This is a genomic window from Cuneatibacter caecimuris (assembly GCF_004216775.1).
Taxonomy (GTDB): domain Bacteria; phylum Bacillota; class Clostridia; order Lachnospirales; family Lachnospiraceae; genus Cuneatibacter; species Cuneatibacter caecimuris.
Genome location: NZ_SGXF01000002.1, coordinates 74,404 through 98,031, shown reverse-complemented (window position 1 = coordinate 98,031; position 23,628 = coordinate 74,404). Strand labels below are relative to the sequence as shown.

The following is a 23,628-nucleotide window of genomic DNA, read 5'->3' as shown; positions in this document are numbered from 1 at the left end:
AGGAGAAAATATGGCAAAGGCGAAAACCACCGCATTTTTTTGTAAAGAATGCGGTTATGAATCGGCAAAATGGATGGGCCAGTGCCCGGCATGCCGGGCCTGGAACACCATGGTGGAGGAACCGGCCGCGCCGAAAGGGCAGGCACCCGGAAAGACAGCGGCCAGAAAAAAGCCTTCCGAAATACAGTATCTGAAAGAAATTTCCATGGAGCAGGAAGCCAGGATGAGCACCGGGATGACAGAGCTTGACCGGGTGCTTGGCGGAGGGCTGGTGCACGGTTCTCTGGTGCTGGTAGGCGGCGATCCTGGAATCGGAAAATCCACCCTTCTTTTGCAGACCTGCAGGAATCTGGCTGCCAACCGGAAAGTGCTCTATATATCAGGGGAGGAGTCCCTGAAACAGATCAAAATGAGGGCCGGGCGCCTGGGGGTAGAGGGCGGGGAACTCGCTCTTTTGTGCGAGACCAGCCTGGACGCGGTTCAGGAGGCCATTGAGCGGTGGAAGCCGGAGGTGGCAGTGATTGATTCTATTCAGACCATGTTCCGGGAAGATATTTCAGCCGCGCCCGGCAGCGTCAGCCAGGTCCGGGAATGCACCGGCATGCTGATGCAGATTGCAAAAGGCAGCGGTGTCACCATATTCCTGGTGGGCCATGTGACAAAAGAGGGCATGGTGGCGGGGCCCAGGGTTCTGGAACATATGGTGGATACGGTGCTGTACTTTGAAGGGGAGCGTTCCGCAATGTACCGTATCCTTCGGGCGGTGAAGAACCGTTTTGGCTCTACAAACGAAATCGGGGTTTTCGAGATGCTGGAGCAGGGGCTGGAGCAGGTGGAAAATCCTTCTGCCTATATGCTGGAAGGAAGGCCGGAGGGCGCTTCCGGCTCCGTGGTGGCCTGTGCGATGGAAGGAACAAGGCCGCTGCTGTTAGAGGTTCAGGCGCTGGTCTGCAAAACGAATTTTGGCATGCCCAGGCGCACCGCCGCCGGAACAGATTACAACAGATTTAATCTGCTTCTGGCTGTGCTGGAAAAAAGGCTGGGACTGCATCTGTCGGAATGCGACGCTTATGTGAATGTGACAGGAGGCCTGCGCCTGAATGAACCTGCTTTGGATCTGGCGATTGTGACAGCGGTGGTCTCCAGCATGCGGGAACAGCCTGTGAACGAAGGAACGATGATCTTCGGGGAGGTGGGGCTTTCCGGAGAAGTGCGTTCTGTGAGCATGGTGCAGCAGCGGGTGAATGAGGCGGCAAAGCTGGGTTTTACAAGATGTATCCTGCCCGCCTCCGGCATGGAGGGGCTGCAGATCCCGGCCGGAATCCGCTGCGAAGGGGTAAAGAATATACGGGAAGCCGCTGCGCTGATTGGGTGATTCTGCGGGAGAGCGAAAGACACGGGAGACGAGAATGGATATAAAAGAATTGACAGGACTGAAAGAAAAAATTGCTGATGCACAAAAAGTGCTGATAGGCGTCGGCGGGGAGTGGAAATGCGGCTCTGACGGGGATGTTCCGGATAAGGTGCGCAGGGCATACCAGGGGCTGTCCGTCCTGCTGGAAGGAAAAGATTATTATATCTTAACTTCCCAGCAAAATCCTGCGGCCGAATCCTGCGGAATTCCTTCCGACCATCTGGCCGCTCCTGCCCGGGACGGAGAAGGGAAAAGCTGGGAAGCTTATCAGAAGTGGCTTTCCATGACGCTGAACAGGAGCCTGATGATACTGGAGCTGGGAGAAGGCTTTCTGAATCCGGCTCTGATGCGCTGGCCTTTTGAAAAAGTGTGTTTTCTCAATCAGAAGGCCTGTCTGGTACGGGTAAATGAGAAGTTTCCTCAGACGGCGGCGGAACTGTCCGGGAGGAGCCTGGCGGTGAAAGAAAACAGCGTGGATTTTATTTTAGAGCTCTGCGGCATGGAGGAAAACAAATGACAGCAATTATTGACTATGATGCAGGCAACCTGCGCAGCGTGGAGAAAGCCCTGGAAGCGGTGGGAGAACAGGCGGAAATCACAAGGGACCCGGAAAAAATCCTGTCCGCAGACCATGTCATTCTGCCGGGGGTGGGATCGTTTGGAGACGCCATGGAAAAGATCCGGCAATATGGGCTGGAGGAGCCGATCCGCCAGGCCGTGGAATCCGGAATCCCTTTTCTGGGAATTTGCCTGGGCCAGCAGCTTTTATTTGAAGAAAGCGAGGAGAGCCCCGGCTCAGCCGGTCTTGGATTGCTGAAGGGCAAAATCCTGCGCCTGCCGGAAGGAAAAGGGCTGAAGATTCCGCATATCGGATGGAATTCCCTGGAAGTGGCTCCTAAAGCCAGACTGTTCGCAGGGCTGGAAGAGCAGCCCTATGTGTATTTCGTTCATTCCTATTATCTGAAGGCGGAAGAGGAAGGCATAGTGGCGGCTGCGACAGAATACGGGACCAGAATACACGCTTCAGTGGAGGCGGGGAACCTGTTTGCCTGCCAGTTCCACCCGGAAAAAAGCAGCAGAGTGGGGCTGCAGATATTGAAGAATTTTTTGGCTGTAACAAGGGAGGAGCGCTGAATATGCATACAAAACGAATTATTCCCTGTCTGGACGTCCACGGAGGGCGGGTGGTAAAGGGAGTGAACTTTGTAGATCTGCGGGACGCGGGAGATCCGGTGGAGATCGCCGCGGCCTATGATGAATCCGGCGCGGATGAACTGGTATTTCTGGATATCACCGCCTCCTCAGATGCTCGTTCCATTATGATCGATATGGTCCGGCGGGTGGCGGAAAAAGTATTTATTCCCTTTACGGTAGGAGGAGGAATCCGGTCTGTGGAAGATTTCCGCGCCATTCTCCGGGAAGGAGCAGATAAAATTTCTGTCAATTCTTCCGCCATTGACCGGCCGGAACTGATCAGCGAGGCTGCGGATAAATTCGGAAGCCAGTGCGTGGTGGTGGCTATTGACGCCAGGAAGCGGGCGGATGGCAGCGGCTGGAACGTGTTTAAAAACGGCGGAAGGATCGATACGGGGTTGGACGCTCTGGAATGGGCCGTTCTGGCGGAAAAAATGGGAGCAGGAGAAATTCTTTTGACCAGCATGGACGGGGACGGAACAAAGGCTGGCTATGATAATCAGCTGAACAGGACCATTGCGGAGGCGGTGAAAATCCCTCTGATCGCTTCCGGAGGGGCAGGAACAAAGGAACATTTTTATGACGCGCTGACAGAGGGCGGGGCGGACGCGGCCCTGGCAGCTTCTCTGTTCCATTATAAAGAGCTGGAAATCATGGAGCTGAAAAAATATCTGTCCGGACGGGGCATCCCGGTCCGGCTGTAATACAGGAGGACGAGATGGGAGCGATTTCCAATGACTGGCTGGAGCCTCTGGCTCCGGAATTCCATAAACCATATTACGCAAAATTATATCAGACAATTAAAAAAGAATATGAGACATACCGTGTGTACCCTGCATCTGAAGAGATTTTCTCCGCCTTTCACCTGACCCCTCTTTCGAAGGTCAAAGTGGTGATCCTGGGGCAGGACCCCTACCACGGAGAAGGGCAGGCGCATGGGCTTTGCTTTTCTGTGAAGCCGGAGGTGGAGATTCCGCCGTCCCTGGTGAACATCTATCAGGAGCTGCATGACGATCTGGGCTGCTATATTCCTGACAACGGTTATCTGGTCAAATGGGCGGAGCAGGGCGTGCTGCTGCTGAATACGGTGCTGACGGTGCGGGCCCACCAGGCCTTTTCCCATCGGGGAATCGGCTGGGAGGAATTTACAGACGCTGCAATACATATTTTAAATCAGCAGGACCGGCCCATCGTGTTCATTCTCTGGGGAAAGCCCGCCCAGAGCAAAAAGGCCATGCTGAACAATCCCAGGCATCTGATTCTGGAAGCGCCTCATCCCAGCCCGCTGTCCGCGTTCCGGGGATTTTTCGGGAGCCGTCCTTTCAGCAAAGCAAATACTTTTCTGAAAGAAAACGGGCTGGAAGAAATTGACTGGCAGATTGAAAATCTGCACAAGGAGGATCAGGCATGAATTTATTGGAATGGATCAGAATCGTACTGATCGGCATTATCGAAGGGATTACAGAATGGCTGCCTATCAGCAGCACAGGCCATATGCTGCTTTTTGACGAGCTGTTTACAACCCAGGCCCCCAAAGTATTTACAGAGCAGTTCAGCGAAATGTTCATGGTGGTGATCCAGCTGGGCGCCATCCTGGCGGTAGTAACCCTGTATTTCAACAAGCTGAACCCCTGGGCGAAGAGCAAATCCGTACAGCAGAAAAAGAATACGTACAGCCTTTGGGGAAAGGTGATTGTGGGATGCCTGCCTGCCGCAGTGTTCGGCCTGTTATTTGACGACTGGATGGAAGCGCATTTTGGAGATCATGTAACGATTGCGGTCATGCTGATCCTGTACGGTGTATTGTTCATTCTTCTGGAATACCGAAACAGGAACAGGGAATTCTCTATTCAGCGATTTTCTCAGATGACCTATAAAACCGCGCTGATCATTGGTTTAATCCAGATCCTGTCCCTGGTGCCCGGCACGTCCCGTTCCGGCGTGACGATTCTTGGCGCCATGCTGATCGGATGCTCCAGATATATTGCTGCGGAATATACGTTTTACCTGGCGATTCCGGTAATGTTCGGGGCCAGCGGGCTGAAGGTCGTCAAGTATCTGCTCAAAGGCAACAGCTTTACCGGAGAACAGGTGCTGGTCATGGCGGTGGCCATGGTGATCGCCTATGCCGTTTCTGTGCTGGCCATCAAGTTCCTGGTGGGTTATATTAAGAAGCATGACTTTACTGTATTCGGTTATTACCGTATTGCTTTGGGCATTCTGGTTTTGGTGTGCTTCGGACTTTTCTTATAAGAACAGTGAATTGAATTCAGGAGGAAAAAATGACATTTGAAGAAAAATTAGAACAATACGCCAGGCTGATCGCCCGCTGCGGCGTAAACGTGGAAGAAGGGCAGGACGTGGTGCTGCGCTGCCCGGTGGAGAGCAAGGATTTTGTCAGATTGATCGTAAAAGAGCTCTATAAGGCCGGCGCCAGAGAAGTGATCGTACATTGGAGCGATGACCAAATCGCCCGCCTTCGCTATGAATACGCGCCAATGGAGGTATTTGAAACCTTTCCGCAGTGGAGGGTGGATTCCCAGCTCATGTATGCCAGAGAGCATGCTGCGTTTATCTCCATCACCGGTACGGACCCGGAAGCTTTTAAAGGGGTGGATCAGAGTAAGATGGCGGCAGCCGGCAAAGCCTCTGAAAAGGCCAATAAAGAGTATTATGATATGATGCTGCGCAGCGAGTTCAAGTGGAATGTGGCGGCGGTGCCTTCAGAAGCCTGGGCTGCTAAGGTATTCCCCGACAGTCCGAAAGAAGAGCGGATGGAAAAACTCTGGGAGGCGATTTTTCATGCGCTGCGCATCGGAGAGGGAGACGTGGTGGCACGCTGGGAGGAGCATGGCAGGCTGCTGGGAGAAAAATGCAGGCTGCTGAATGAATATCAATTCGTTTCTCTGCACTATGAAAACAGCCTGGGTACAGATTTCACCGTGGGGCTTCCGGAAAATCACCGCTGGGAAGGCGGTGCGGATACTTCACCCAATGGCATTTCATATTTCGCTAATATGCCTACTGAGGAAGTGTTCACCATGCCTCACCGCCTGAAGGCAGAAGGCCGTCTGGTCAGCGCCCTGCCTCTGAGCTATCAGGGAAATTTGATCAGGAATTTCACGCTGGTGTTTAAAAACGGCAGGGTGGAAGAGTTTACTGCAGAAGAAGGCCAGGAGGTGCTGCAGCACATGCTGGATATGGATGAGGGCGCCAGGCATCTGGGCGAGGCGGCGCTGGTTCCTTATCCCTCCCCTGTGGCGGAACAGGGAATTCTGTTTTACAATACGCTGTTTGATGAGAACGCTTCCTGCCATTTCGCGCTGGGCGCCTGCTACCCTACCAATCTGGAGGGAGGCGCAGAGCTGGAGGAAGAAGATCTGAAAGAGCGGGGCGGAAACCTTTCCATGAACCACGTGGATTTTATGATAGGGACCAGAGATCTGTCCGTTACCGGTATAACAAAGGATGGAAAAGAGGTGCCGGTATTCCGCAATGGGAATTGGGCGCTGTAATCGCTTTAATGTGAAATAAATTTTTTTTGGCGGATAGAAAGGCCGGAATTTTGATGGATAAAATCAATTATCCTGATGAATTCCGGCCTTTTTCTATTGGGTTTTCGATAATTGAAGTTCTATGATTTTTACCTTCAAATATACTCAACTAATCCTGATAATACCGGGGATAACGCAGAAAAAAAGAGCTTGCAAAACAGAAAAAAAGGTGCTATAGTAACCATACATTTCTTGAGTTTCACACTTTTCACAGCGCTACGCGCTCGCTGCCCGATTCGGGCGCCAATCACCATTAACAGAATCTGTTTTGATTCATGACAAAGGGGGAATTATATGCAAAAAAGAAAATGGAAACGCCGCCGCGCGTCGGGCTGGCTTGCGGCAGGAGCATGTTTCCTTGGTCTGCTCTGCCAAAGCTTGGCCTATGCATCAGAAGAAGAAGTAACTTTCCCGGAAGTACATCAGGCAGAACAGCTTGCCCAGGGGCTCTATGAAAATTATCTGAGCCTTCCTGACGGGACTTCCCTGGGCACTGCCTGGTTCAGGACCGAAGACGGAAGGACTTCCCTGTGCCTGCAGGAAGGGGCGGGCGCGCCCTGTGAAGGAGGAGCCTATTCGGAACTGGGGACTGAGAGCGGCAGTATGCTGTATGATACCTTCAGCAAGGAAGCGGTGGAGGCAGTCCAGAGAATCCTGGAAAGCAGCCTTTTATTCCAGCCCTATTGGGAAAGCAAAGGAATTCCGTGGCAATGCACCAGACAGAATGCACAGATGGCTGTCTGGATGGTGATGGATGAGTTAAAGCAGCCGGGCAGCGGAGGCTGGACCACGGATCAGATCCGTACCGGAGGCCTGACGGACCGGGTAGCCGGCGTGGATGCGCTGGACCAGCTGAATCAGCTGATCCAGGCAGGCCTGGACGGCAAAGAAGCGCCATCTCCTGAAGTCCTGGTTGAATTTGCAGGAACAGAAAAATCAGGAAACGATTTTGTCATGGCCTTTCATCTGCGGGCCTTGTATCTGGAAGGGTGCAGAATCATGTTTCAGGGCCTTCCTGATGGCGCAAAGCTTCAGGTGAACGGCAACAACGCCGTGGCCGAGAATGGTGTTCTGCAGCTGGAGCAGGGAAACGGGGAGTTTCGAATCACCGTCAGATTTCCGGCGGAAGAAAACCGTTCCAGAGAGATTTCGGCGTATGCGGAAGGACAGACGGAACGCAGCAGGGCAAACTTTCATTTTTTCCGGCCGGGCAATTCCGGAAAGCAATGGGCCGGCGTCCTTTCATCGGTTTCTCAGAAAGGGCCGGTATCCTCAGCGAAAGGAAAGACCCCCAGCCTTGAAGGAGATCTGAAGCTGATGAAAACCGACGCGGATACGGGAGAACCGTTAGGCGGCGCTGTTTACGGGATATACAGTGACCGGAGTTGTACACAGCTGGCATTCCGGGCGGAAACAATGGCAGGGACCGGGTCCGCAGATTTAAAGGGGCTGACGGAGGGCAGATACTACGTTAAAGAAATTTCTCCTCCGGCAGGATATGCAGTCAACCCTGCGGTTTATGAAGTGGAGATTATGGAGGGAAAGACAACAGAACTGCATGCGCAGGATCAGAGGCAGAAGGTTTGCCTGATCCTGGAAAAATCAGATGAAGATACGAGGGCGCCTCTTTCCGGAGCGGTTTTTGGATTATATACGGATGAAGCCTGTACACAGCGGTTTTGTACGCTGAGAGATGAGGGGAAGGGAGTCTATACCACCGGAAGCATTGTTCAGGGAACGTATTATTTAAAAGAGGATAAGCCTCCTGTCAGCTACGCGCGGGATGAGAAAATATCAAAGCTGAATCTGACCGGGAATAGCACAGGAGAGGAAACTGTGGCCCGCCGTGTTTACAGGACCAATAAACAGCAGATTTTCCTTCTTCAGCTCAGAAAAAAAGATAGTGCCAGCGGAAAGCCGCTTTCGGGCGCAGAATTCCGTCTGTATTATGACGTAGAATGTAAAGCTTTTGCATACGAGATGGAAGATTATGGGGACGGTACATATTCAGCTACACTGAGTCCCGGTACATATTATCTGAGGGAGGAGAAAGCGCCGCCAGGCTATGCGCTGGATTCCGAAACAGAACGTATAGAGCTGCCTGGAGATAGCAGTGGTTCTGCTGTGTTGGAGAGGTCCCTGGAGCGGACGAACATGCCTGCGATTCGTCAGCTTACGGTAACAAAGAGAATCAGAACCGGGGATATTGTATTTGCCCACGGCAATCCGGTATTTCTCATCTGCCTGGAAGGAACAGACGTGAGCGGGAAGGAACATACCTATTACCGCGCAGTGGAATTCCTCCCGGAAGATGTAGAGCAGTCGGCAGAGTATACAGAAAAAAAGGTAATTTTCGGCAATCTTCCGGCAGGGAAGTATACGCTGACGGAGGGGGATACTTATCGGTACCAGCTGAGGGTTTTTGAGGATGTGGTGAATGGAAATGTATCTGAAAACAGCTGTACCTTTGACCTGACAGAACATGATTTCGGACATGCAGCAGTATATAATGAAAAAATATATCAGGGAAAGACAAGCCACACAGACCTGGTCATCAACCATTTTCCCGGCCGAATGCAGTGAAGAGGGTACAGACTGCGATATGGACAGCGGTTTTGGTATGCAGCGCAGCTGTCTGTCAATGGGAATGGAGATTGAATGAAAAAGAACAGGAGCAAAAAAGCGATATCCTCAGACGGATTGCCGAAGAAAGTGTTCTTGCAGAAGATTACCTGCAGGAGAAGGAAAAAACAGAAGAAGATACTCTGATTGAAGAGGAGATGAACTGTGTTCTGGAGATTCCTGCTCTGGGGATTTTCCAGGGAGTTTACAGGGGAACGCAGGAAGAAATCATGCGATGGCTGGACCTATGGAAACTTGCTGCAGCAGATCAGGATATGGAACTGGGAAAGCGGGGGATTGTGATCTACGGTCATAACTATCCCGGATATCCCGGAGGTCTTGGAGGGTTGGCGCAGATTTGCATAGGGGATCAGTTCTTTTTGACAAACAGAGAAGAGCAATGGTGTTTTCAGGTAGAATCCATATCAGTGTGGAATAGACAAGAAGCAGTTGAACGGCTGGTACGGCCGATTCTGCCTGAATCAGAGAGCTGGCTGCTCACCTGCGCGAGAAACCCGGATGGGAGCAACGCCGGAACTTATCTTGCGGTACGGGGAACGCTGCGGAAAATTGTGAAGCTGAGAGATGAATAAAACCATTGGAGGAAATAAGGATGAGAAAATTATGGGATAAAAAAGGAAAGAAAAGAGCGGCAGCAGCGGTCTGCCTCTTAGCGGCGGGACTGGCGGGAGGCACGCTGGCATATCTGACTGACTTTGATCAGAAGATCAATACATTTACGATTGGAAAAGTGGACATCAGCCTGGACGAACCGTCCTGGGAGGAGCCAGATGACGGCGTTTGGAAACAGCCGGGGGATACAACCGTTAAAGATCCGGTGGTGACGGCTCTGGACGGGGACAGCTACATGCGGGTTAAGGTTGAAATTCTGGACGGAACAGGGGAAAAAATCACAGATCCCGTCCGGCTGGAAAAAATTAAGTTTTTATTGCGGTATGATTCGGAAGGATCAGCGCTTCAGGAGGGAAAGGCATATTCCGGGGAGGAGATCAAAGAGCTTCCTATGGTGAATCCTGCTTTCAGAGCAGATTTGAATGCAGCAGGAGCAGACGGCGGGACATTGTATTTTAATTTCACCGGAGACGATGGAATATTCAGCAAAGGAGAAACGGCGGCAATTTTTAACCGGATCGCTGTCCCTAAAGATTTTGATAATGAGGACCTGGCGGTATTGGGAGGAGACTCCTATACGACAGACGGCCTTGGCAACATACTGGTCACAGAAAAAGGAAATGGTTTTCAGCTGAAGCTGACTGCCCAGGCTGTGCAGAGCGAGAATGTATCCGATCAGGATGCGGCCTGGTCTCTGCTGGATGCGGAACAGACAAAACGTATGGACAGGCAGAATTGATCCGGATCGGCAGGTTTAATTAGAACCGGCCCCATGAGAGGGGGAAATGTATGAACGGCAAATATAAGAGGCGTGCGGCGATAATGCTGTGCGGAGCAGCGGTGCTGGTTTCAGGGAGCGTTTTTGCTTCTCAGACAGTTAGTACTATTTCAAGGAATGTTATTGCCACAGGCAGCCTCCAGGGCAGAATAGAAGAAATTTATTCGGAAAAGGAACTGTATCCGGGGAGCGTGGTATCTAAAATTGTGAATGTGCGCAATACTGGGACTTCGGATATGCTGGTAAGGCTGAGGGCAGAAAAATACTTTGAAGATCTGTCGCTGAATCCTGAAATGATCGATGTTGTCTATAATTCCAACTGCTGGACAGAAGAAGATGGATGGCATTATTACAACCGGATTTTGAAAGCCGGAGAAAAAACGGAAGAACCTTTAATGGAGTCCTTCAGTTTATCACACCTGGCAGGAAATGAATACGCGGGAGCATCGGGTGAGGTCAGAATCTCCATGGAATGTGTTCAGGCCGAGGGAGACGGAATCAGCATCTGGGATAAAACTGCCGGAGAGCTGGGAATCGAAAAGATCGAACAGACGCGCCCTGAGAATATTGCTGCAGTGGAATTCATGGATTTTGAACAAGGGTTTTATGCTGCTTCTGAGAACAGGGATCTTTTTCGGAAATTTAAGGATTTGCTTCCCGGAGAACATCGAAGCCAGAATATACGTATTATCAACAGATCCGGAGAAAAAACCGGGATTTATTTATCCGCGCTGACAACAGAACAGGAGGAAGAAAACAGAGAACTGGTAAAAAAACTGATCCGGGAATATTGTACACTGCTGCTGACTGATGAAAACGGAGAGGTAATATATAAAGGCCCGGCAGACGGAAATCCAGAGGAACAGTCAGGAAAACCCAATACAATGCGGAATGATATTTTGCTGGGGGAGTTTGTGGCCGGAGAAGAAAAGACCATACAAGCAGCGCTTACTGTATCGCCGGAAATGGATAACAGGTATCAGGAGCTTTTGGGCAGAATTGATTGGCGATGGACCGCCATAAGAGGGGAAGAATCCATTACAGCGCCCAACCTGGGAGCTGAACCGGGAAACAAGACGCTGCTGTACTTGTCAGGCTGCTGCTGCGTCCTGTCTGCGCTCGTCCTTTTTTTACTGAACGGCGCGGCGCGAAAGGGGGTACGGAGGAATGAAAAAATGGAAGAATAAATATCTGGCCGGATTCGGCCTGGCCGCCGTTGCGGCGGGGCTGGCGGGAGGAATTACGATTTCTTATTTGTCAGATGAGGAGACAAAAATCAATACCATATCCTTTAGTGAGCTGGAGATCAGTCTGAAAGAGCCGGACTGGGACGCTCTGCCGGATGGAGACGGGGACGGAATTCCTGACAGCGGAGTTGGAATTCTGCCGGGGAGCGCAGTATTGAAAAATCCCATTGTAGCGCATGAGAAGGGGGCGGACGCCTATGTATATCTGCAGGTAAACGTTCCCCGAAGAAAGGTGCGGCTGGTTTCAGCGGACGGAAAGACTTTTACCGGGCCGGAGGATACGGATCTGTTTGGATACCAGACAGAGGATGGCTGGGAACTGATCCGGGAAAAAACCGGACCTGAGACGCATAGCTGTTTATACGCATATACAGCCGCAGTGCTGAAGGAAGGAGAGTTTTCCTCCCCGCTTTTTAAAAACATATATTATGCTGATGTTCTGGAAGGGGAACTGCCGGGAAAAGAGATTCAGGAGATCCGGGTGCAGGCTTTTGCCATACAGTCTGAATATCTGAATGGCCCGGAAGGAACGGTTAAGGAACAGATGGAAACAGCTTATCAGGAATTTTTGAATCAATCTGGTTTTGAGGAGGTGTCCGGGTGAAGAGAAGGAAGGTATGGTATCTAAAAAGGGCAGCAGCCCTCAGTTTGCTTGCGTCCGCTTTGGTATTGACAGGCAAAACCTCTGCTTATCTGATCTCCAGACAGGAAGCGGTGAACCGGTTCCTCCTTCCGGAAGATGTGATCGAAATTGAAGAGTCCTTTACGGAACCGGAGAAGCTGACGCCGGGACAGAAGATCATGAAAAGCCCTGCAGTGAAAAACAAGGGAAACATTCCGGTTTTTGTGAGGATGAGAGCGGAGTTTTCCGATAGCGCCATGGAGAGCTGCTGCGAGCCTGTTACTGTTTCTGAGGAATGGAGCCAGGGGGCAGATGGGTATTATTACTATAAAAAAATTTTACAGGCAGGAGAATATACAGAGCCGCTGTTTGATCAGATCGTGATCAGGAACGATGTCCCGGAAGATTTGCTGGATTCCTTTGACTTGATTGTATACAGTGAATCAAAAGATCTTTTCGGTTATGAAGGGGCAGTGGAAGATGTGAGTGAGGATGGTTTCCGGAAACAATGGTGAAGATCAGAAAAATTTTCTCTGTGCTGTTCTGGACGGCGGTCTGCTTTTGTCTGGCAAACTTTGTGTGCGGCTGGAGGGCATTTGCTGTGATGTCCTCCAGCATGGAACCGGCTTGTCCGGCAGGCAGCCTGGTGATCTCGAAACCTGTGCCTTTTCGTTTGCTGAAAAAAGGGGATATTGTAACCTTCTGTAAGGAAGGCGGCGTTACAGTGACCCATAGAATTGTACAGGTGGATCAGAACAAAAGATATATTGAAACCAAGGGCGACGGAAATCAAATTCAGGATACGGGAAAAACATTTGAAACAGACATCATCGGACGGATAGAGACAGTGATTCCCAGGGCAGGGTACTTATCATTGGCCATAAAAAGGGGAGGCCCTGCGCTGCTGTTCATTTTGGCTGTCTGGTCCGGATTCAGATTCCTTTTACCGGTGTTTGGATATGATAAACCATTATAACGCGCAAATCCGAACTTGTTTCCAAGTTCGGATTTGCGTGTTCCAATGGAGCTGAGGGGAATCGAACCCCTGTCCGAAAGCCCGTCCATTGAGATCTCTCCCATTACAGTGACTCTTTTGACATTCCCTCCGGTAAACGCCGGGCACAGGCTTTTACCTTCAGTAGCTTCATCAATCTCTTACAGCCGCAAAGCTTAAGCTGCAAGGTGCCTCACCTGCTTTGATGCCGGATGGCTGGACGGCGAGAGATCCAGGTCCGACAGCTGCCATTAGGCAGCGATTGCTAACTTATTATCGTTTGCGTTTATTTTAGTTTCCGGCTTTTAACGCAGTTCCGGACTGCGAATGGCTGTCTCAATTTCAAAACCCCCGTCGAAACCAGTACAACCCCTGATGTTGATGCTGGTATGCAAACGTGTATTCTACTTATAACACAAATTTAGTGGATTGTCAAGGATGGTATAGAATAATGCGCACAGGGGACTTGCATAAAATCAAAATTATTTGATAGAAATTTATCAAAAAGAGTTGAAATATGAAGATGTTTGCATTAGAATAGAAATAATCATATTGCAGAGGAGGTACATATCCATGTACAAGATTTTAAAAGCAGAGAAGCTTGCGGACAAAATCTATCTGATGGACGTGGAAGCGCCGAGGATCGCCAGATATTGCGAACCCGGACAGTTCATCATTTCTAAGATAGACGATAAAGGGGAAAGAATTCCGCTGACGATCTGCGACTACGACAGAGAAAAGGGAACCATTACCATCGTGTTCCAGATTGTCGGGGCTTCCACGGAACGTATGGCTGAGCTTCAGGCAGGAGATGTCTTTGAGGACTTTACAGGTCCTTTGGGCTGTGAATCAGAATTTGTACATGAGGATCTGGAAGAGTTAAAAAATCAGAAGATTTTATTTGTTGCCGGAGGCGTTGGCGCAGCCCCTGTTTATCCCCAGGTGAAGTGGATGCGTGAACACGGTATTGATGTGGATGTAATTGTAGGATCCAAGACGAAGGATATGCTGATTTTGGAAGAGGAGATGCGTGCAGCGGCAGGCAATCTCTATGTGACTACAGACGACGGCAGTTATGTGCGTAAAGGCATGGTAACTGATGTGATAAAGGATCTTGTACAGAACCAGGGCAAAAAATATGACCGCTGTGTGGCAATTGGCCCCATGATTATGATGAAGTTTGTATGCCTGATGACAAAAGAGCTGGGTATTCCCACAATCGTCAGCATGAACCCGATCATGGTGGACGGCACAGGGATGTGCGGAGCCTGCCGGCTTACGGTTGGTGATGAAGTGAAATTTGCATGTGTGGACGGACCTGAGTTTGACGGCCATCTGGTGAATTTCGATGAAGCCATGAAGCGTCAGCAGATGTACAGGACAGAGGAAGGCAGAGCAATCCTGAAGCTGCGTGAGGGTAAGACTCATCATGGCGGCTGCGGACATTGCGGAGGTGAAGAATAATGGATATGATGAAAAAAGTACCTGTTCGTGAACAGGACCCCAAGGTGCGCGCCACAAATTTTGACGAGGTTTGCCTGGGATATAATATGGAAGAGGCGCAGGCAGAAGCCAGCCGCTGTCTGAAGTGTAAAAATGCACAATGTGTAAAAGGCTGTCCCGTAGCAATACATATTCCCGATTTCATCAAACAGGTGCAGGAGGGCAATGTTGAAGAAGCTGCTAAGATTATTGGCCTGTCTTCCGCTCTGCCTGCAATCTGCGGCCGTGTATGCCCCCAGGAAAGCCAGTGCGAAGGAAAATGTATCCGCGGAATCAAAGGCGAGCCGGTTTCCATCGGCAAGCTGGAGCGCTTTGTGGCTGACTGGGCGCGTGAAAATCATGTGGATCCCGCGCAGGCCGGTGAACCCAATGGGAAAAAGGTAGCTGTAATTGGTTCCGGCCCTGCAGGCCTGACCTGTGCCGGAGACCTGGCAAAAATGGGTTATGATGTGACAATTTTCGAGGCCCTGCATGAACCCGGCGGCGTACTGATGTATGGTATTCCCGAGTTCCGTCTGCCCAAAGAGGACGTGGTGCTGCCTGAGATTGAGAATGTAAAGAAGCTGGGCGTTAAGCTGGAATGCAATGTTGTGATCGGCAAATCCATCACAGTTGACCAGCTGCTTTCCGATGAAGGTTTTGATGCGGTGTTCATCGGTTCCGGCGCCGGACTGCCCAAGTTTATGGGAATTCCGGGAGAAAACGCCAACGGCGTGTTCTCCGCCAACGAGTACCTGACCAGAAACAACCTGATGAAGGCTTTCCGTGATGATTATGATACGCCGATCGTGGCCGGAAAGAAAGTGGCTGTGGTAGGCGGCGGCAATGTGGCAATGGACGCAGCCAGAACAGCGCTGAGACTGGGAGCCGAGACACATATCGTTTACAGAAGAAGTGAATCCGAGCTGCCTGCCCGGGTGGAAGAAGTACATCACGCGAAAGAAGAAGGCATTATTTTCAACCTGCTGACCAATCCCAAGGAAATCCTGGTGGATGACAACGGCTGGGTAAAGGGAATGGTATGCGTGGAAATGGAACTGGGCGAGCCTGATGCTTCCGGCAGAAGGCGTCCGGTTGAAAAACCTGATTCTGAATTCACTATGGATGTGGATACAGTGATCATGTCCCTTGGAACTTCTCCCAATCCTCTGATTTCTTCTACTACAGAAGGGCTTGAAATCAATAAGTGGAAATGCATCGTGGCAGAAGAATCCAACGGACAGACCACCAAAGAAGGCGTGTATGCCGGCGGCGACGCCGTGACAGGCGCTGCGACGGTAATTCTGGCGATGGAGGCAGGAAAAGCCGGCGCAAAGGGAATCGACGATTATTTATCCAACAAGTAATATTATTGAATTTTCTTCATTGGGCAGGGGGCCAGCATATGGCCTCCTGTCTTATTCTGAGAATGGATTTGCTGACGGATAAGAGTAATTATAAAGGGCATCTGTCGGAAAGATGAGATATATTGCGGCTTGTGGAGATGCTGTGGGTTAAATGGAGATTTGATGAGAATAACAGTATTAGCAGTAGGGAAATGTAAAGAAAAATATTGGCTGGACGCCTTGAGGGAATACGAAAAACGTCTGAGCAGATACTGCAAAATGGAGATTCTGGAAGTTGCGGATGAAAAAACGCCGGACGGAGCATCTCCGGGACAGTGCAGGCAGATTATGGATAAAGAGGGCTGCCGGATGATGGAAAAAATTCAGGAAGACGCGTTCGTCATCACCCTGGAGATTGAGGGAAAGATGCTGGCCTCGGAAGAACTGGCGGAAAAACTGGGCGGCTGGGCTGTGCAGGGTAAGTCCCATTTGACTTTTGTGATCGGCGGCTCTCTGGGTCTGTCTGAGGAAGTGAAAAACCGCAGTAATTTTGCCCTCAGCTTTTCCAGGATGACATTCCCGCATCAAATGATGCGGGTAATTCTGATGGAACAGATTTACAGAGCATATCGTATTTTGAATCATGAACCATATCATAAGTAAAGAGCGGAAGCCTGTGCGGAAAAGAATTTTTCTGCGCAGGCATTTTTTAAGGACTTTTTCATAATTTATCCGTTATACTTACCCTATCAAATATGGGAAGGAAGACAACATGATGATACGAATTTTAAAAAAAGACATGAAGCGAAGAAAAAGCGTCAATGTTATTCTGTTTCTGTTTATGTTTTTGGCTTCTGTTTTTTTGGCCAGCAGTATCAACAATATTCTGGTGGTAAGCTCGGCGGTAGACTATTACATGGACTATGCGAATATTCCTGACGTGAATCTTGTAACATTTTCAATCAGTGAAAAGGGAAAAATCAGCGCCTGGCTGGACCAAGAGGCGCCTGATGTGGAGGATTACGATTATAATACGCTGATCAGCATACTGGACAAAGATATTTCCATTACAGACCCAAGCGGAAATACCATGTACCTTGGAACCACAGATGCCAGTTACTGTAAAGTATTTGATGAAAATGGAGATCCTTTTACCCTGAATCCAGGACAAATCGCTCTTCCCCGCTCTTTAACCGAGCATAACAATTTAAAGACTGGTGATTCTGTGAGAGTAAAGGCGGGTGATACAGAGCGTACCTTTTCCCTTGCCTGTATCGCAAAAGATGCGGCATTTGGGAGCGATATGGTTGGAATGAAACGTCTGATTATAAACCCGGAAGATTACAGGGAAATTTCCGGCGATGAAAAAGCAGAAATTTTTGGACTATATTATGTGAACACATCCGATGAGGAAGCCTTTACAAAAGAAATGAACAGGCAGGGTTTTCAGACGCTGGCAAGCACAGTTACCATAGACACCTATAAGATGATATATATGTTTGATATGATTCTGGCAGGACTTCTGGTCACTACCGGGATCTGTCTGATCTTAATTGCCCTTCTGGTTCTCAGGTTCACACTGGTATTTACATTGGAAGAAGATTATCGTGAAATAGGAATTATGAAGGCTATAGGAATCCGGAATTTTGGAATCCAGAAAATATATCTCTTAAAATATCTGTTTTTGGTTGTATCCGGAGCAGTTCTGGGGATGGCCGCCAGCATACCAATCGGTCAGGCCATGATTTCCAGTGTCAGTAAAAATATGATTATGGAAAAAAGCAGCGCGAATTTGTGGGTGAATATATTCAGCACAGCTTTAATTATTACTTTTGTAATGCTGTTCTGCTACTTTTGTACCAGAAGGCTCCGTAAAATATCCGCGATTGCAGCGATTCGGGGAGGAAACACAGGAAAACGATATAAAAGAAGGGCCGGGATACGTCTGTATCGGAGAAGCATGCTGCCTGTTCCATGTTTTCTTGGAATGAATGATATGTTCAGCAATGTAAAGAGGTATATCATGCTGATGATCACTTTCAGCATCAGTTTTATCTTGATCACAATCCCACTGAATACGCTGAATACCATGCGGAGCGATGAAATGGCGCTGAAGTTTTCCCTGGACCCTGAGAGCGCTGTGTTTATCAGCAGAATTGAACTGGATGGAGATGAAAGGTACAGCAACAGCGCAGATTTGACTGAGGGTATGGAAAGAGTGGAACGGGAACTTGCAGAGCAGGGATATAATGCTACATTGACCGGCGTTTCTATTTATTTCCTGTGGTTTGAAGAAGCAGAAGAAAATGAGAAACAGAATATTATGGTCACACAATTTTTGGGAGCGGATAAAAATTGTTTGACTTATCAGGAAGGTACTGCGCCGGAACTGGAAAATGAAATCGCTTTTTCAAAAAACCTTATGGAAAAAAACCACTGGGAAATCGGGGATTATGTAGATGCGAAGATCGGCGGCCAGAATAAGCGTATGATCATAACCGGAAAATTTTCAGACTATATGCAGATCGGGTCAAGCGCGAGAATGAATCCTGAAATTGATTTGCAGGGAGAAACGATGTTTGACTATTGGTGTATTCAGGTAGATATGGAGACTGATAAAACCCAGAAGGAACTGGCGGAAGAGCTGAATCAAAAGCTTCCTGAATATGAATGGGTTGAGGCACAGGAAATTGTGGACAAAAATGTGGGAGGCCTGCAGGAATCTCTGGAAGACCTTATGCTGCCAATGACAGGAATATTATGCGGCGTAATTATGCTGATTACTTTTTTGATGGAACGGCTCTTTATTGCCAGGGAAAAAGGAGAGATTGCAATGATGAAAAGCATTGGCTTCAAGCACAGCACCATACGGTTATGGCAGGTAATCCGCATACTCTGCGCTGCGCTGGCATCCATGGTTGCGGCAATCCCGCTGTCGCTTTTGAGCAATCACTTTGTTTTAAAACCTGTTTTCGCCATTATGGGTGCGGAACTGGATATTCAGGTAGTGCCATGGATGGTCTATGGCCTCTATCCTGGCATACTGATCGCCGGAATCACGGCCGCTACTGTAATGGCAGCCTGGAATATTAAAAAGATTCATATTCATGAAATGAACAACATGGAGTAGGAGGAAAAATGGGAATATTAAAAGTTTCAAACTTATGCAAAACTTATATCATCAATAAGCGCCAGAACAACGTTCTTCGAAATGTAAACCTGGAAATTAAAGAAGGTGAGATGATTGGGGTGATGGGGCCCTCTGGTTCAGGCAAGACTACGCTTTTATATACGGTCAGCGGCATGGATTCTGCCACTGCAGGAAAAGTGGATTTTTGCGGGAACGAAATTTCCTCTTTGAGCCCTGACAGAATCAGCCGGCTGCGGCTGGAAAAAATGGGTTTTGTATTTCAGCAAATGTACATGTTAAAAAATCTCTCCATTTATGATAATATTATATTGCCAGCCTATCAGACTGGTCGGGGCAGGACAAAAGCAGGCCGGCAGGCTGCCAACGACAGAGCGAGGGGATTGATGCAGAAGCTGGGCATCAGTGAAATTGCGGACAGTGATATCAATGAGGTATCGGGAGGTCAGCTGCAGCGCGCCTGCATATGCAGAAGCCTGATTAACCAGCCAGAGATCATTTTTGCAGATGAGCCAACAGGAACTGTAAAGTTAGTACACGAATAATCACAAAAAAGAAATGCCAGTAATTTGGAGGCTCATGTCAACTCTGATTTCGGATATTACAGACCTCCACAGGGTCCTTTTTTCTTCCCGGGACAGATCATCATAGATCTGTCGGAAATCTTGATCGAGCAGCTTTTCCAGGGATTCGAAGTCCGGCCGGTCAGTTGACGGCTCCGACTTTTCGACAAGCAAAGAATTAAGCCGGTCATAATCCTTCTTATATTCAGCAAGATCAATTAGCTCATTCACATACAATTCTTTCAACCGGGTAAGTTTTCGGCGGACGGCAGCACGATCCACACCGGCAGCGGCTTTCCTGCGCTTCTCCTCCTTGACTTCCCAGGCCAGGCGGTATTTTTCAATTTCCGTGCCCAGGTTCACAAAAAGCAATTTTTCCACGGCATCTTCACGGATCTGTTTTCGATGAGAACATAATCCACGCTGGAAATGCTGATTGCACCGATAATAATATATACCATTGCCCAATGTACCCACTAATTTGTGTCTGCATTCTTCGCAAACCAAAATTGACGAAAAAATATATGCGCGTCCGGACACTCGACTACCTTTTGCGTTATTCTTAAGCAACCTTTGGACGCGATCAAACTGATCAGTGGATATGACTGGATCACAGAAGTTATCATTATATCTACCATTCTTATCATATACACCGATGGCAAGTTTATCAACCAACATGCGCTTAAAAGTGGCATTGCACCAATTAACCCCGTATGTCTCACGGATATATCGGATCGTATCGCGCTGTGACACGCTGGATTCGTAATAATTATAGGCGTCCTGTAAAATAGCCGCCTTTTCAGGAATCACCTCATACCGTTTCTCGTCATTCACCCGTAGCCAGAATGGGCAGGCGCCAGAAAGCACTGTACCATGAGCTATTTTGCTATCAAAAACCACAGCTATTCTTTCTCCGTCAAGGTCAGCTTCATTTTGAGCAATCGAGAGACGGAGATTGATATATAGGCGTCCGCTGGCAGTGGTAGTATCATACCCCTCACCATCATCAATAGTTTTCCAGCCGCAGTTATGAGCGTCAAGAACCTCCATAACCTTATAATAATCGGCCACGGAACGAAACCAGCGGTCGAGACGGCAGAACAATAGGAGGTCAACCTTATTTTGCTTAACCAACTCCATCATGCGCAGGAACTCTGCACGCTTGTGCATATTTTTCCGGGCTGTTTTGGCGGCGTCAACGAATACGCCGACAATAACCCAGCCGTGTTCTCGCGCATAAGCCTCCAGGCGTTCCTGCTGGGATTCCAGGGACAGCCCCTTGATTTTCTGTTCCTCCCCGGATACCCGGATATATAGAGCAACACGCGCGGCGGTATCAGTATTCATAGTATCTTCCTCCTTTTGGCAGAAAATGGGTACAAAAAGAACAGGTGATATTGACACCTGCCCGCAAAGGATGATACAATACTTATGTCATTTGGCGTACATCCTTCGTGGGGTATGCGTTCCGGTCTCTGTTGGCGCAGGGGCCGGTTTTTTATCCTGATAAGACTACTGCAGTTCCATAGAAACTATAGATATGCTCGGAACAGTATTTTTGTTTATCAGCGTATCATATGTTTGCAAACCAGTAAAACAACCATACAGTACGACTGAATCGTCTTCTAAAAATCTTGCCCCTCTAAACTGCTCATTAATATACCAAGAAGCATAAATGTATCCATTTGGAGTAGAAATTAAATATTCTGCTGAATAGCTTCCTTCATCTATTATTTGAAATATAGTACCCGTAACCATGTATGATATGTTTTTAAAATTATCTGGATTTCTTGACACATCTTCGTAATTGATGGGCGAACAATTTTGCTGGTAAATCTGCATAACAGTATTAATATCCGCTTGACCAACTACCTTTGCGTTAAAAAGAGATGTTGTGCCAAAACTTCCATCATCATATATTCTAGTTATATATCTAACAATGTCACCATCCCTTGTATTGAGGAAAATTTCCCTGGGATCACCATTCTCTATATTGTAGAAAGCGTTAGAACTACTATCTAGAAAATATGTTTCTCCATTTTTATACCACAAATTGAACGAACAGGAGGAACCTCGGATATCCATATTTGATACAATAGCATCAACACACACCATTTGTCCATTATAAGTCCCTGCCTGTATATCTTCGTACGTCACCAATGGAAATCGCTCAAATGGGTCAGCAGATTTTGTATCATGCTCCGTTTTGCTTGCCGAAGTAGTCAACTCAACTTTTGACGACGGAACGACAGTGCTTTCTGAAATATGGGTTGTGGATGTTGCTATTTCGGAAGTAATCGCTTCAACACCTTGACCATTTCCACATCCTGCAATGGTAATAGACCCAACCAATGCGGACAGTGCTACAATGCGTTTTATTTTCATAATATGCCTCCCTAGTAGATGTTTTTATAAAAGCCATTATAAGTGATATTTTTCAATAAGTATTTGGCGTAAAACCTATTAAGTATTTCTGCATCCACCCGAGAAGTGCTAGTGCACTCCTCGGCTTTTTAAATGGAAGAAAATACCAGTGAAAACACATCAATTTTGTTTTATCATTATATTGCACCCCGGTCTGACGAAAAGAGGGGGCTTTACAATGAAAAGAAAAAGCGTAAAAATGATTCGCACCGACGTATATGCTGTGATTTATGCAGCGCAGAGCATCGTTTACATAAATACAAACTTTATCGGAACTATGCAACTCATTTTGTTTAGATAGTCGAACAAGTCAGGCCGGGTGTTCACCCAGCAGCAATTCTATGGTCCTCACCGCCGTACTTTTCCTCATCGTCCTCAATCGGAGGATACATTTTCTCAAATTCCTCCGGCGTATCTGGAATATCAGAAAAATCATGTGGCTTAACTGTTGCGAACTGAGACCTAAAATGCTCAATAACAGCTTTCCTTATATCAGGGTCCAGCGAAAAATAAGCTTTCAAAATCTGTAATTCCAGTTCGGACGCCCCACGCTCCCTGGCAAATTGGTCAAGACTGAACGTGGGAGCCTCCATATACATAGGCTCTATTCCGTCACGCAACCATGCCTCACTCAAATTGTATTTAAGGCATAATGTATTTATAAATAGATCTGTGACGGTTCTGCCGTTCTGCTCAAGGCCGCTTATACCGGTCTGAGCCATTCCCAACTCATTCGCAAGCTGCCTCTGATTAAAATGCAGAATCTCTTTTCTAAAAAATTTAATGCGTTCATTAATGGTCAATTTAATCACCTCACTTTCTTCCCATAAGAATAGAATAACGTTTAATGTTAAAAAAGTCAATAGAAATTTAAAAAAAGACTTGACTTTGAACATAGAATGCTATATATTAGACATATAAGAACACAGAATGCTAAACGGAAACCAAAAACGCTATTTATGAAACCATACAGGAGGAAAAGAACATGAAGAAAGCAACATTTCAGGAATACACAGAAGCCAAAAAAGAAATCATGGCGGGTGGAGAATGCAAAGAATACACCAGCACAGATGAATATGAAAGATTTCACAAAGTAATCTGCTGCGAAGATGGCAATAACTTCTGGGAAGTGACATGGAACGAAGTAACAGAGTTCTGGTCAACAAAATATCCAGAAAGCCGGAAATACGAAGTAGAAAGAGAACTTGCCAAAGACACAGGAACGAACATGAACCAGGAACGATATCAGAAACTTGCAAATATGTGTGATACAGAGCACATGACAGACGCGGACGCAAGACTGTATATCGGACAAGTATTAGGGTTCGATCCGCTGAAGGTAAAAATCGTCCATGAAGTATCAGATTATTACATAGAGGAAGGACGCCTGAAAAAATGGCATACATACCACAGAGACCCGCAATATAACGCAAGCGATTGGAATTATATAAGATTCGACGTTTGCGGGTGGCAATACGAATACGAAAATGGAATGATAAGATTCTACAACAGCTGAGGCGCGCGGGATGCAGCAGAACATATGCGGGGAGGGTTCGAATCCCTCCCAGCGCCATATGGGAATAGGCCCAGAAGATACGCACTGTAAG

Annotated in this window: 23 protein-coding genes and 1 other RNA gene; 20 read left to right on the top strand and 4 right to left on the bottom strand. The window is 48.1% G+C overall.

The annotated features are described in order from the left end of the window. Positions 1-10 precede the first annotated feature (10 nt). From radA to EV209_RS06780, 14 genes are all read left to right on the top strand, one after another. A complete protein-coding gene (gene radA / locus EV209_RS06845) occupies positions 11-1,375 on the top strand; it encodes a DNA repair protein RadA (RefSeq protein WP_130434434.1) in 1,365 nt (454 codons plus the stop codon). A 34-nt stretch (positions 1,376-1,409) separates the two neighbouring features. After that, a complete protein-coding gene (locus EV209_RS06840) occupies positions 1,410-1,931 on the top strand; it encodes a hypothetical protein (protein ID WP_130434432.1) in 522 nt (173 codons plus the stop codon). Beyond that, the gene (gene hisH, locus EV209_RS06835) at positions 1,928-2,548 is read left to right on the top strand and encodes an imidazole glycerol phosphate synthase subunit HisH (protein ID WP_130434430.1); all 621 of its coding nucleotides are present in this window, start codon (positions 1,928-1,930) and stop codon (positions 2,546-2,548) included. The genes EV209_RS06840 and hisH overlap by 4 nt, the downstream gene beginning before the upstream one ends. A 2-nt stretch (positions 2,549-2,550) precedes the next feature. Then, complete coding sequence (gene hisF / locus EV209_RS06830) at positions 2,551-3,312, top strand: imidazole glycerol phosphate synthase subunit HisF (protein ID WP_130434428.1); 762 nt, start codon at positions 2,551-2,553, stop codon at positions 3,310-3,312. 14 nt (positions 3,313-3,326) lie between these two features. Then, positions 3,327-4,019: a uracil-DNA glycosylase gene (locus tag EV209_RS06825; RefSeq protein ID WP_130434426.1), complete on the top strand. Its 693-nt coding sequence runs from the start codon at positions 3,327-3,329 to the stop codon at positions 4,017-4,019. Further along, positions 4,016-4,861, top strand: coding sequence for an undecaprenyl-diphosphate phosphatase (locus tag EV209_RS06820; protein ID WP_130434424.1), 846 nt, complete (start codon positions 4,016-4,018; stop codon positions 4,859-4,861). The genes EV209_RS06825 and EV209_RS06820 overlap by 4 nt, the downstream gene beginning before the upstream one ends. A 29-nt stretch (positions 4,862-4,890) precedes the next feature. Then, entirely contained in the window at positions 4,891-6,123 is a 1,233-nt protein-coding gene (locus tag EV209_RS06815) for an aminopeptidase (protein ID WP_130434422.1), read from the top strand. A 333-nt stretch (positions 6,124-6,456) separates the two neighbouring features. Further along, positions 6,457-8,745: an MSCRAMM family protein gene (locus EV209_RS06810; protein ID WP_130434420.1), complete on the top strand. Its 2,289-nt coding sequence runs from the start codon at positions 6,457-6,459 to the stop codon at positions 8,743-8,745. Further along, the gene (locus tag EV209_RS06805) at positions 8,742-9,377 is read left to right on the top strand and encodes a sortase domain-containing protein (RefSeq protein WP_165388845.1); all 636 of its coding nucleotides are present in this window, start codon (positions 8,742-8,744) and stop codon (positions 9,375-9,377) included. The genes EV209_RS06810 and EV209_RS06805 overlap by 4 nt, the downstream gene beginning before the upstream one ends. A 20-nt stretch (positions 9,378-9,397) precedes the next feature. Then, positions 9,398-10,156: a SipW-dependent-type signal peptide-containing protein gene (locus EV209_RS06800; protein WP_130434416.1), complete on the top strand. Its 759-nt coding sequence runs from the start codon at positions 9,398-9,400 to the stop codon at positions 10,154-10,156. Between the two features lie 50 nt (positions 10,157-10,206). Continuing rightward, on the top strand, positions 10,207-11,382 hold the full coding sequence (locus EV209_RS06795; RefSeq protein ID WP_130434414.1) for a hypothetical protein: 1,176 nt from the start codon (positions 10,207-10,209) through the stop codon (positions 11,380-11,382). Then, positions 11,363-12,046, top strand: coding sequence for a hypothetical protein (locus tag EV209_RS06790; protein WP_130434412.1), 684 nt, complete (start codon positions 11,363-11,365; stop codon positions 12,044-12,046). Before EV209_RS06795 ends, EV209_RS06790 begins: the two co-directional genes overlap by 20 nt. Continuing rightward, on the top strand, positions 12,043-12,579 hold the full coding sequence (locus EV209_RS06785; RefSeq protein ID WP_130434410.1) for a hypothetical protein: 537 nt from the start codon (positions 12,043-12,045) through the stop codon (positions 12,577-12,579). The genes EV209_RS06790 and EV209_RS06785 overlap by 4 nt, the downstream gene beginning before the upstream one ends. Next, positions 12,573-13,040, top strand: a complete 468-nt coding sequence (locus tag EV209_RS06780) for a signal peptidase I (protein ID WP_130434408.1) — start codon at positions 12,573-12,575, stop codon at positions 13,038-13,040. Before EV209_RS06785 ends, EV209_RS06780 begins: the two co-directional genes overlap by 7 nt. Before the next feature lie 43 nt (positions 13,041-13,083). On the opposite strand, the gene ssrA is transcribed toward EV209_RS06780, so the two are convergent. Continuing rightward, positions 13,084-13,431: a transfer-messenger RNA gene (ssrA, locus tag EV209_RS06775) on the bottom strand. 200 nt (positions 13,432-13,631) lie between these two features. Between ssrA and EV209_RS06770 the strand changes: the two genes are divergently transcribed. The 5 genes from EV209_RS06770 (at position 13,632) to EV209_RS06750 (ending at position 19,579) form a co-directional block, all read left to right on the top strand. After that, positions 13,632-14,522, top strand: a complete 891-nt coding sequence (locus EV209_RS06770; protein WP_130434406.1) for a sulfide/dihydroorotate dehydrogenase-like FAD/NAD-binding protein — start codon at positions 13,632-13,634, stop codon at positions 14,520-14,522. After that, positions 14,522-15,907 carry an NADPH-dependent glutamate synthase gene (gene gltA, locus EV209_RS06765; RefSeq protein ID WP_130434404.1) on the top strand — a complete coding sequence of 462 codons (1,386 nt, stop codon included), beginning with the start codon at positions 14,522-14,524 and terminating at the stop codon, positions 15,905-15,907. Before EV209_RS06770 ends, gltA begins: the two co-directional genes overlap by 1 nt. A 162-nt stretch (positions 15,908-16,069) precedes the next feature. Then, complete coding sequence (gene rlmH, locus EV209_RS06760) at positions 16,070-16,549, top strand: 23S rRNA (pseudouridine(1915)-N(3))-methyltransferase RlmH (protein WP_130434402.1); 480 nt, start codon at positions 16,070-16,072, stop codon at positions 16,547-16,549. Between the two features lie 136 nt (positions 16,550-16,685). Then, positions 16,686-19,016, top strand: coding sequence for an ABC transporter permease (locus tag EV209_RS06755; RefSeq protein ID WP_243647529.1), 2,331 nt, complete (start codon positions 16,686-16,688; stop codon positions 19,014-19,016). Between the two features lie 8 nt (positions 19,017-19,024). After that, positions 19,025-19,579 carry an ABC transporter ATP-binding protein gene (locus EV209_RS06750; protein WP_330520884.1) on the top strand — a complete coding sequence of 185 codons (555 nt, stop codon included), beginning with the start codon at positions 19,025-19,027 and terminating at the stop codon, positions 19,577-19,579. Here the strand turns inward: EV209_RS06750 and EV209_RS06745 are convergent, their stop codons facing one another. The 3 genes from EV209_RS06745 to EV209_RS06735 all read right to left on the bottom strand — a co-directional run bounded on the left by EV209_RS06745 (position 19,580) and on the right by EV209_RS06735 (position 22,833). Beyond that, positions 19,580-20,944 (bottom strand): recombinase family protein, encoded by a 1,365-nt coding sequence (locus EV209_RS06745; RefSeq protein WP_130434398.1) that lies wholly within the window; start codon positions 20,942-20,944, stop codon positions 19,580-19,582. 165 nt (positions 20,945-21,109) lie between these two features. After that, positions 21,110-21,982, bottom strand: a complete 873-nt coding sequence (locus EV209_RS06740) for a hypothetical protein (protein ID WP_130434396.1) — start codon at positions 21,980-21,982, stop codon at positions 21,110-21,112. A 362-nt stretch (positions 21,983-22,344) separates the two neighbouring features. After that, positions 22,345-22,833, bottom strand: a complete 489-nt coding sequence (locus tag EV209_RS06735; protein WP_130434394.1) for a helix-turn-helix domain-containing protein — start codon at positions 22,831-22,833, stop codon at positions 22,345-22,347. Between the two features lie 173 nt (positions 22,834-23,006). On the opposite strand from EV209_RS06735, the gene EV209_RS06730 reads away from it, so the two are divergent. Beyond that, positions 23,007-23,537 carry a hypothetical protein gene (locus tag EV209_RS06730; RefSeq protein WP_130434392.1) on the top strand — a complete coding sequence of 177 codons (531 nt, stop codon included), beginning with the start codon at positions 23,007-23,009 and terminating at the stop codon, positions 23,535-23,537. Positions 23,538-23,628 lie beyond the last annotated feature (91 nt).

Coding starts and splice junctions, on each gene's coding strand:
- EV209_RS06815 (WP_130434422.1), top strand. CDS start 4,891: ATGACATTTGAAGAAAAATTAGAACAATACGCCAGGCTGATCGCCCGC.
- EV209_RS06840 (WP_130434432.1), top strand. CDS start 1,410: ATGGATATAAAAGAATTGACAGGACTGAAAGAAAAAATTGCTGATGCA.
- EV209_RS06755 (WP_243647529.1), top strand. CDS start 16,686: ATGAAGCGAAGAAAAAGCGTCAATGTTATTCTGTTTCTGTTTATGTTT.
- EV209_RS06780 (WP_130434408.1), top strand. CDS start 12,573: ATGGTGAAGATCAGAAAAATTTTCTCTGTGCTGTTCTGGACGGCGGTC.
- EV209_RS06730 (WP_130434392.1), top strand. CDS start 23,007: ATGAAGAAAGCAACATTTCAGGAATACACAGAAGCCAAAAAAGAAATC.
- radA (WP_130434434.1), top strand. CDS start 11: ATGGCAAAGGCGAAAACCACCGCATTTTTTTGTAAAGAATGCGGTTAT.
- EV209_RS06795 (WP_130434414.1), top strand. CDS start 10,207: ATGAACGGCAAATATAAGAGGCGTGCGGCGATAATGCTGTGCGGAGCA.
- hisH (WP_130434430.1), top strand. CDS start 1,928: ATGACAGCAATTATTGACTATGATGCAGGCAACCTGCGCAGCGTGGAG.
- EV209_RS06800 (WP_130434416.1), top strand. CDS start 9,398: ATGAGAAAATTATGGGATAAAAAAGGAAAGAAAAGAGCGGCAGCAGCG.
- EV209_RS06820 (WP_130434424.1), top strand. CDS start 4,016: ATGAATTTATTGGAATGGATCAGAATCGTACTGATCGGCATTATCGAA.
- EV209_RS06740 (WP_130434396.1), bottom strand. CDS start 21,982: ATGAAAATAAAACGCATTGTAGCACTGTCCGCATTGGTTGGGTCTATT.
- EV209_RS06745 (WP_130434398.1), bottom strand. CDS start 20,944: ATGAATACTGATACCGCCGCGCGTGTTGCTCTATATATCCGGGTATCC.
- EV209_RS06750 (WP_330520884.1), top strand. CDS start 19,025: ATGGGAATATTAAAAGTTTCAAACTTATGCAAAACTTATATCATCAAT.
- gltA (WP_130434404.1), top strand. CDS start 14,522: ATGGATATGATGAAAAAAGTACCTGTTCGTGAACAGGACCCCAAGGTG.
- rlmH (WP_130434402.1), top strand. CDS start 16,070: ATGAGAATAACAGTATTAGCAGTAGGGAAATGTAAAGAAAAATATTGG.
- EV209_RS06770 (WP_130434406.1), top strand. CDS start 13,632: ATGTACAAGATTTTAAAAGCAGAGAAGCTTGCGGACAAAATCTATCTG.
- EV209_RS06810 (WP_130434420.1), top strand. CDS start 6,457: ATGCAAAAAAGAAAATGGAAACGCCGCCGCGCGTCGGGCTGGCTTGCG.
- EV209_RS06790 (WP_130434412.1), top strand. CDS start 11,363: ATGAAAAAATGGAAGAATAAATATCTGGCCGGATTCGGCCTGGCCGCC.
- EV209_RS06825 (WP_130434426.1), top strand. CDS start 3,327: ATGGGAGCGATTTCCAATGACTGGCTGGAGCCTCTGGCTCCGGAATTC.
- hisF (WP_130434428.1), top strand. CDS start 2,551: ATGCATACAAAACGAATTATTCCCTGTCTGGACGTCCACGGAGGGCGG.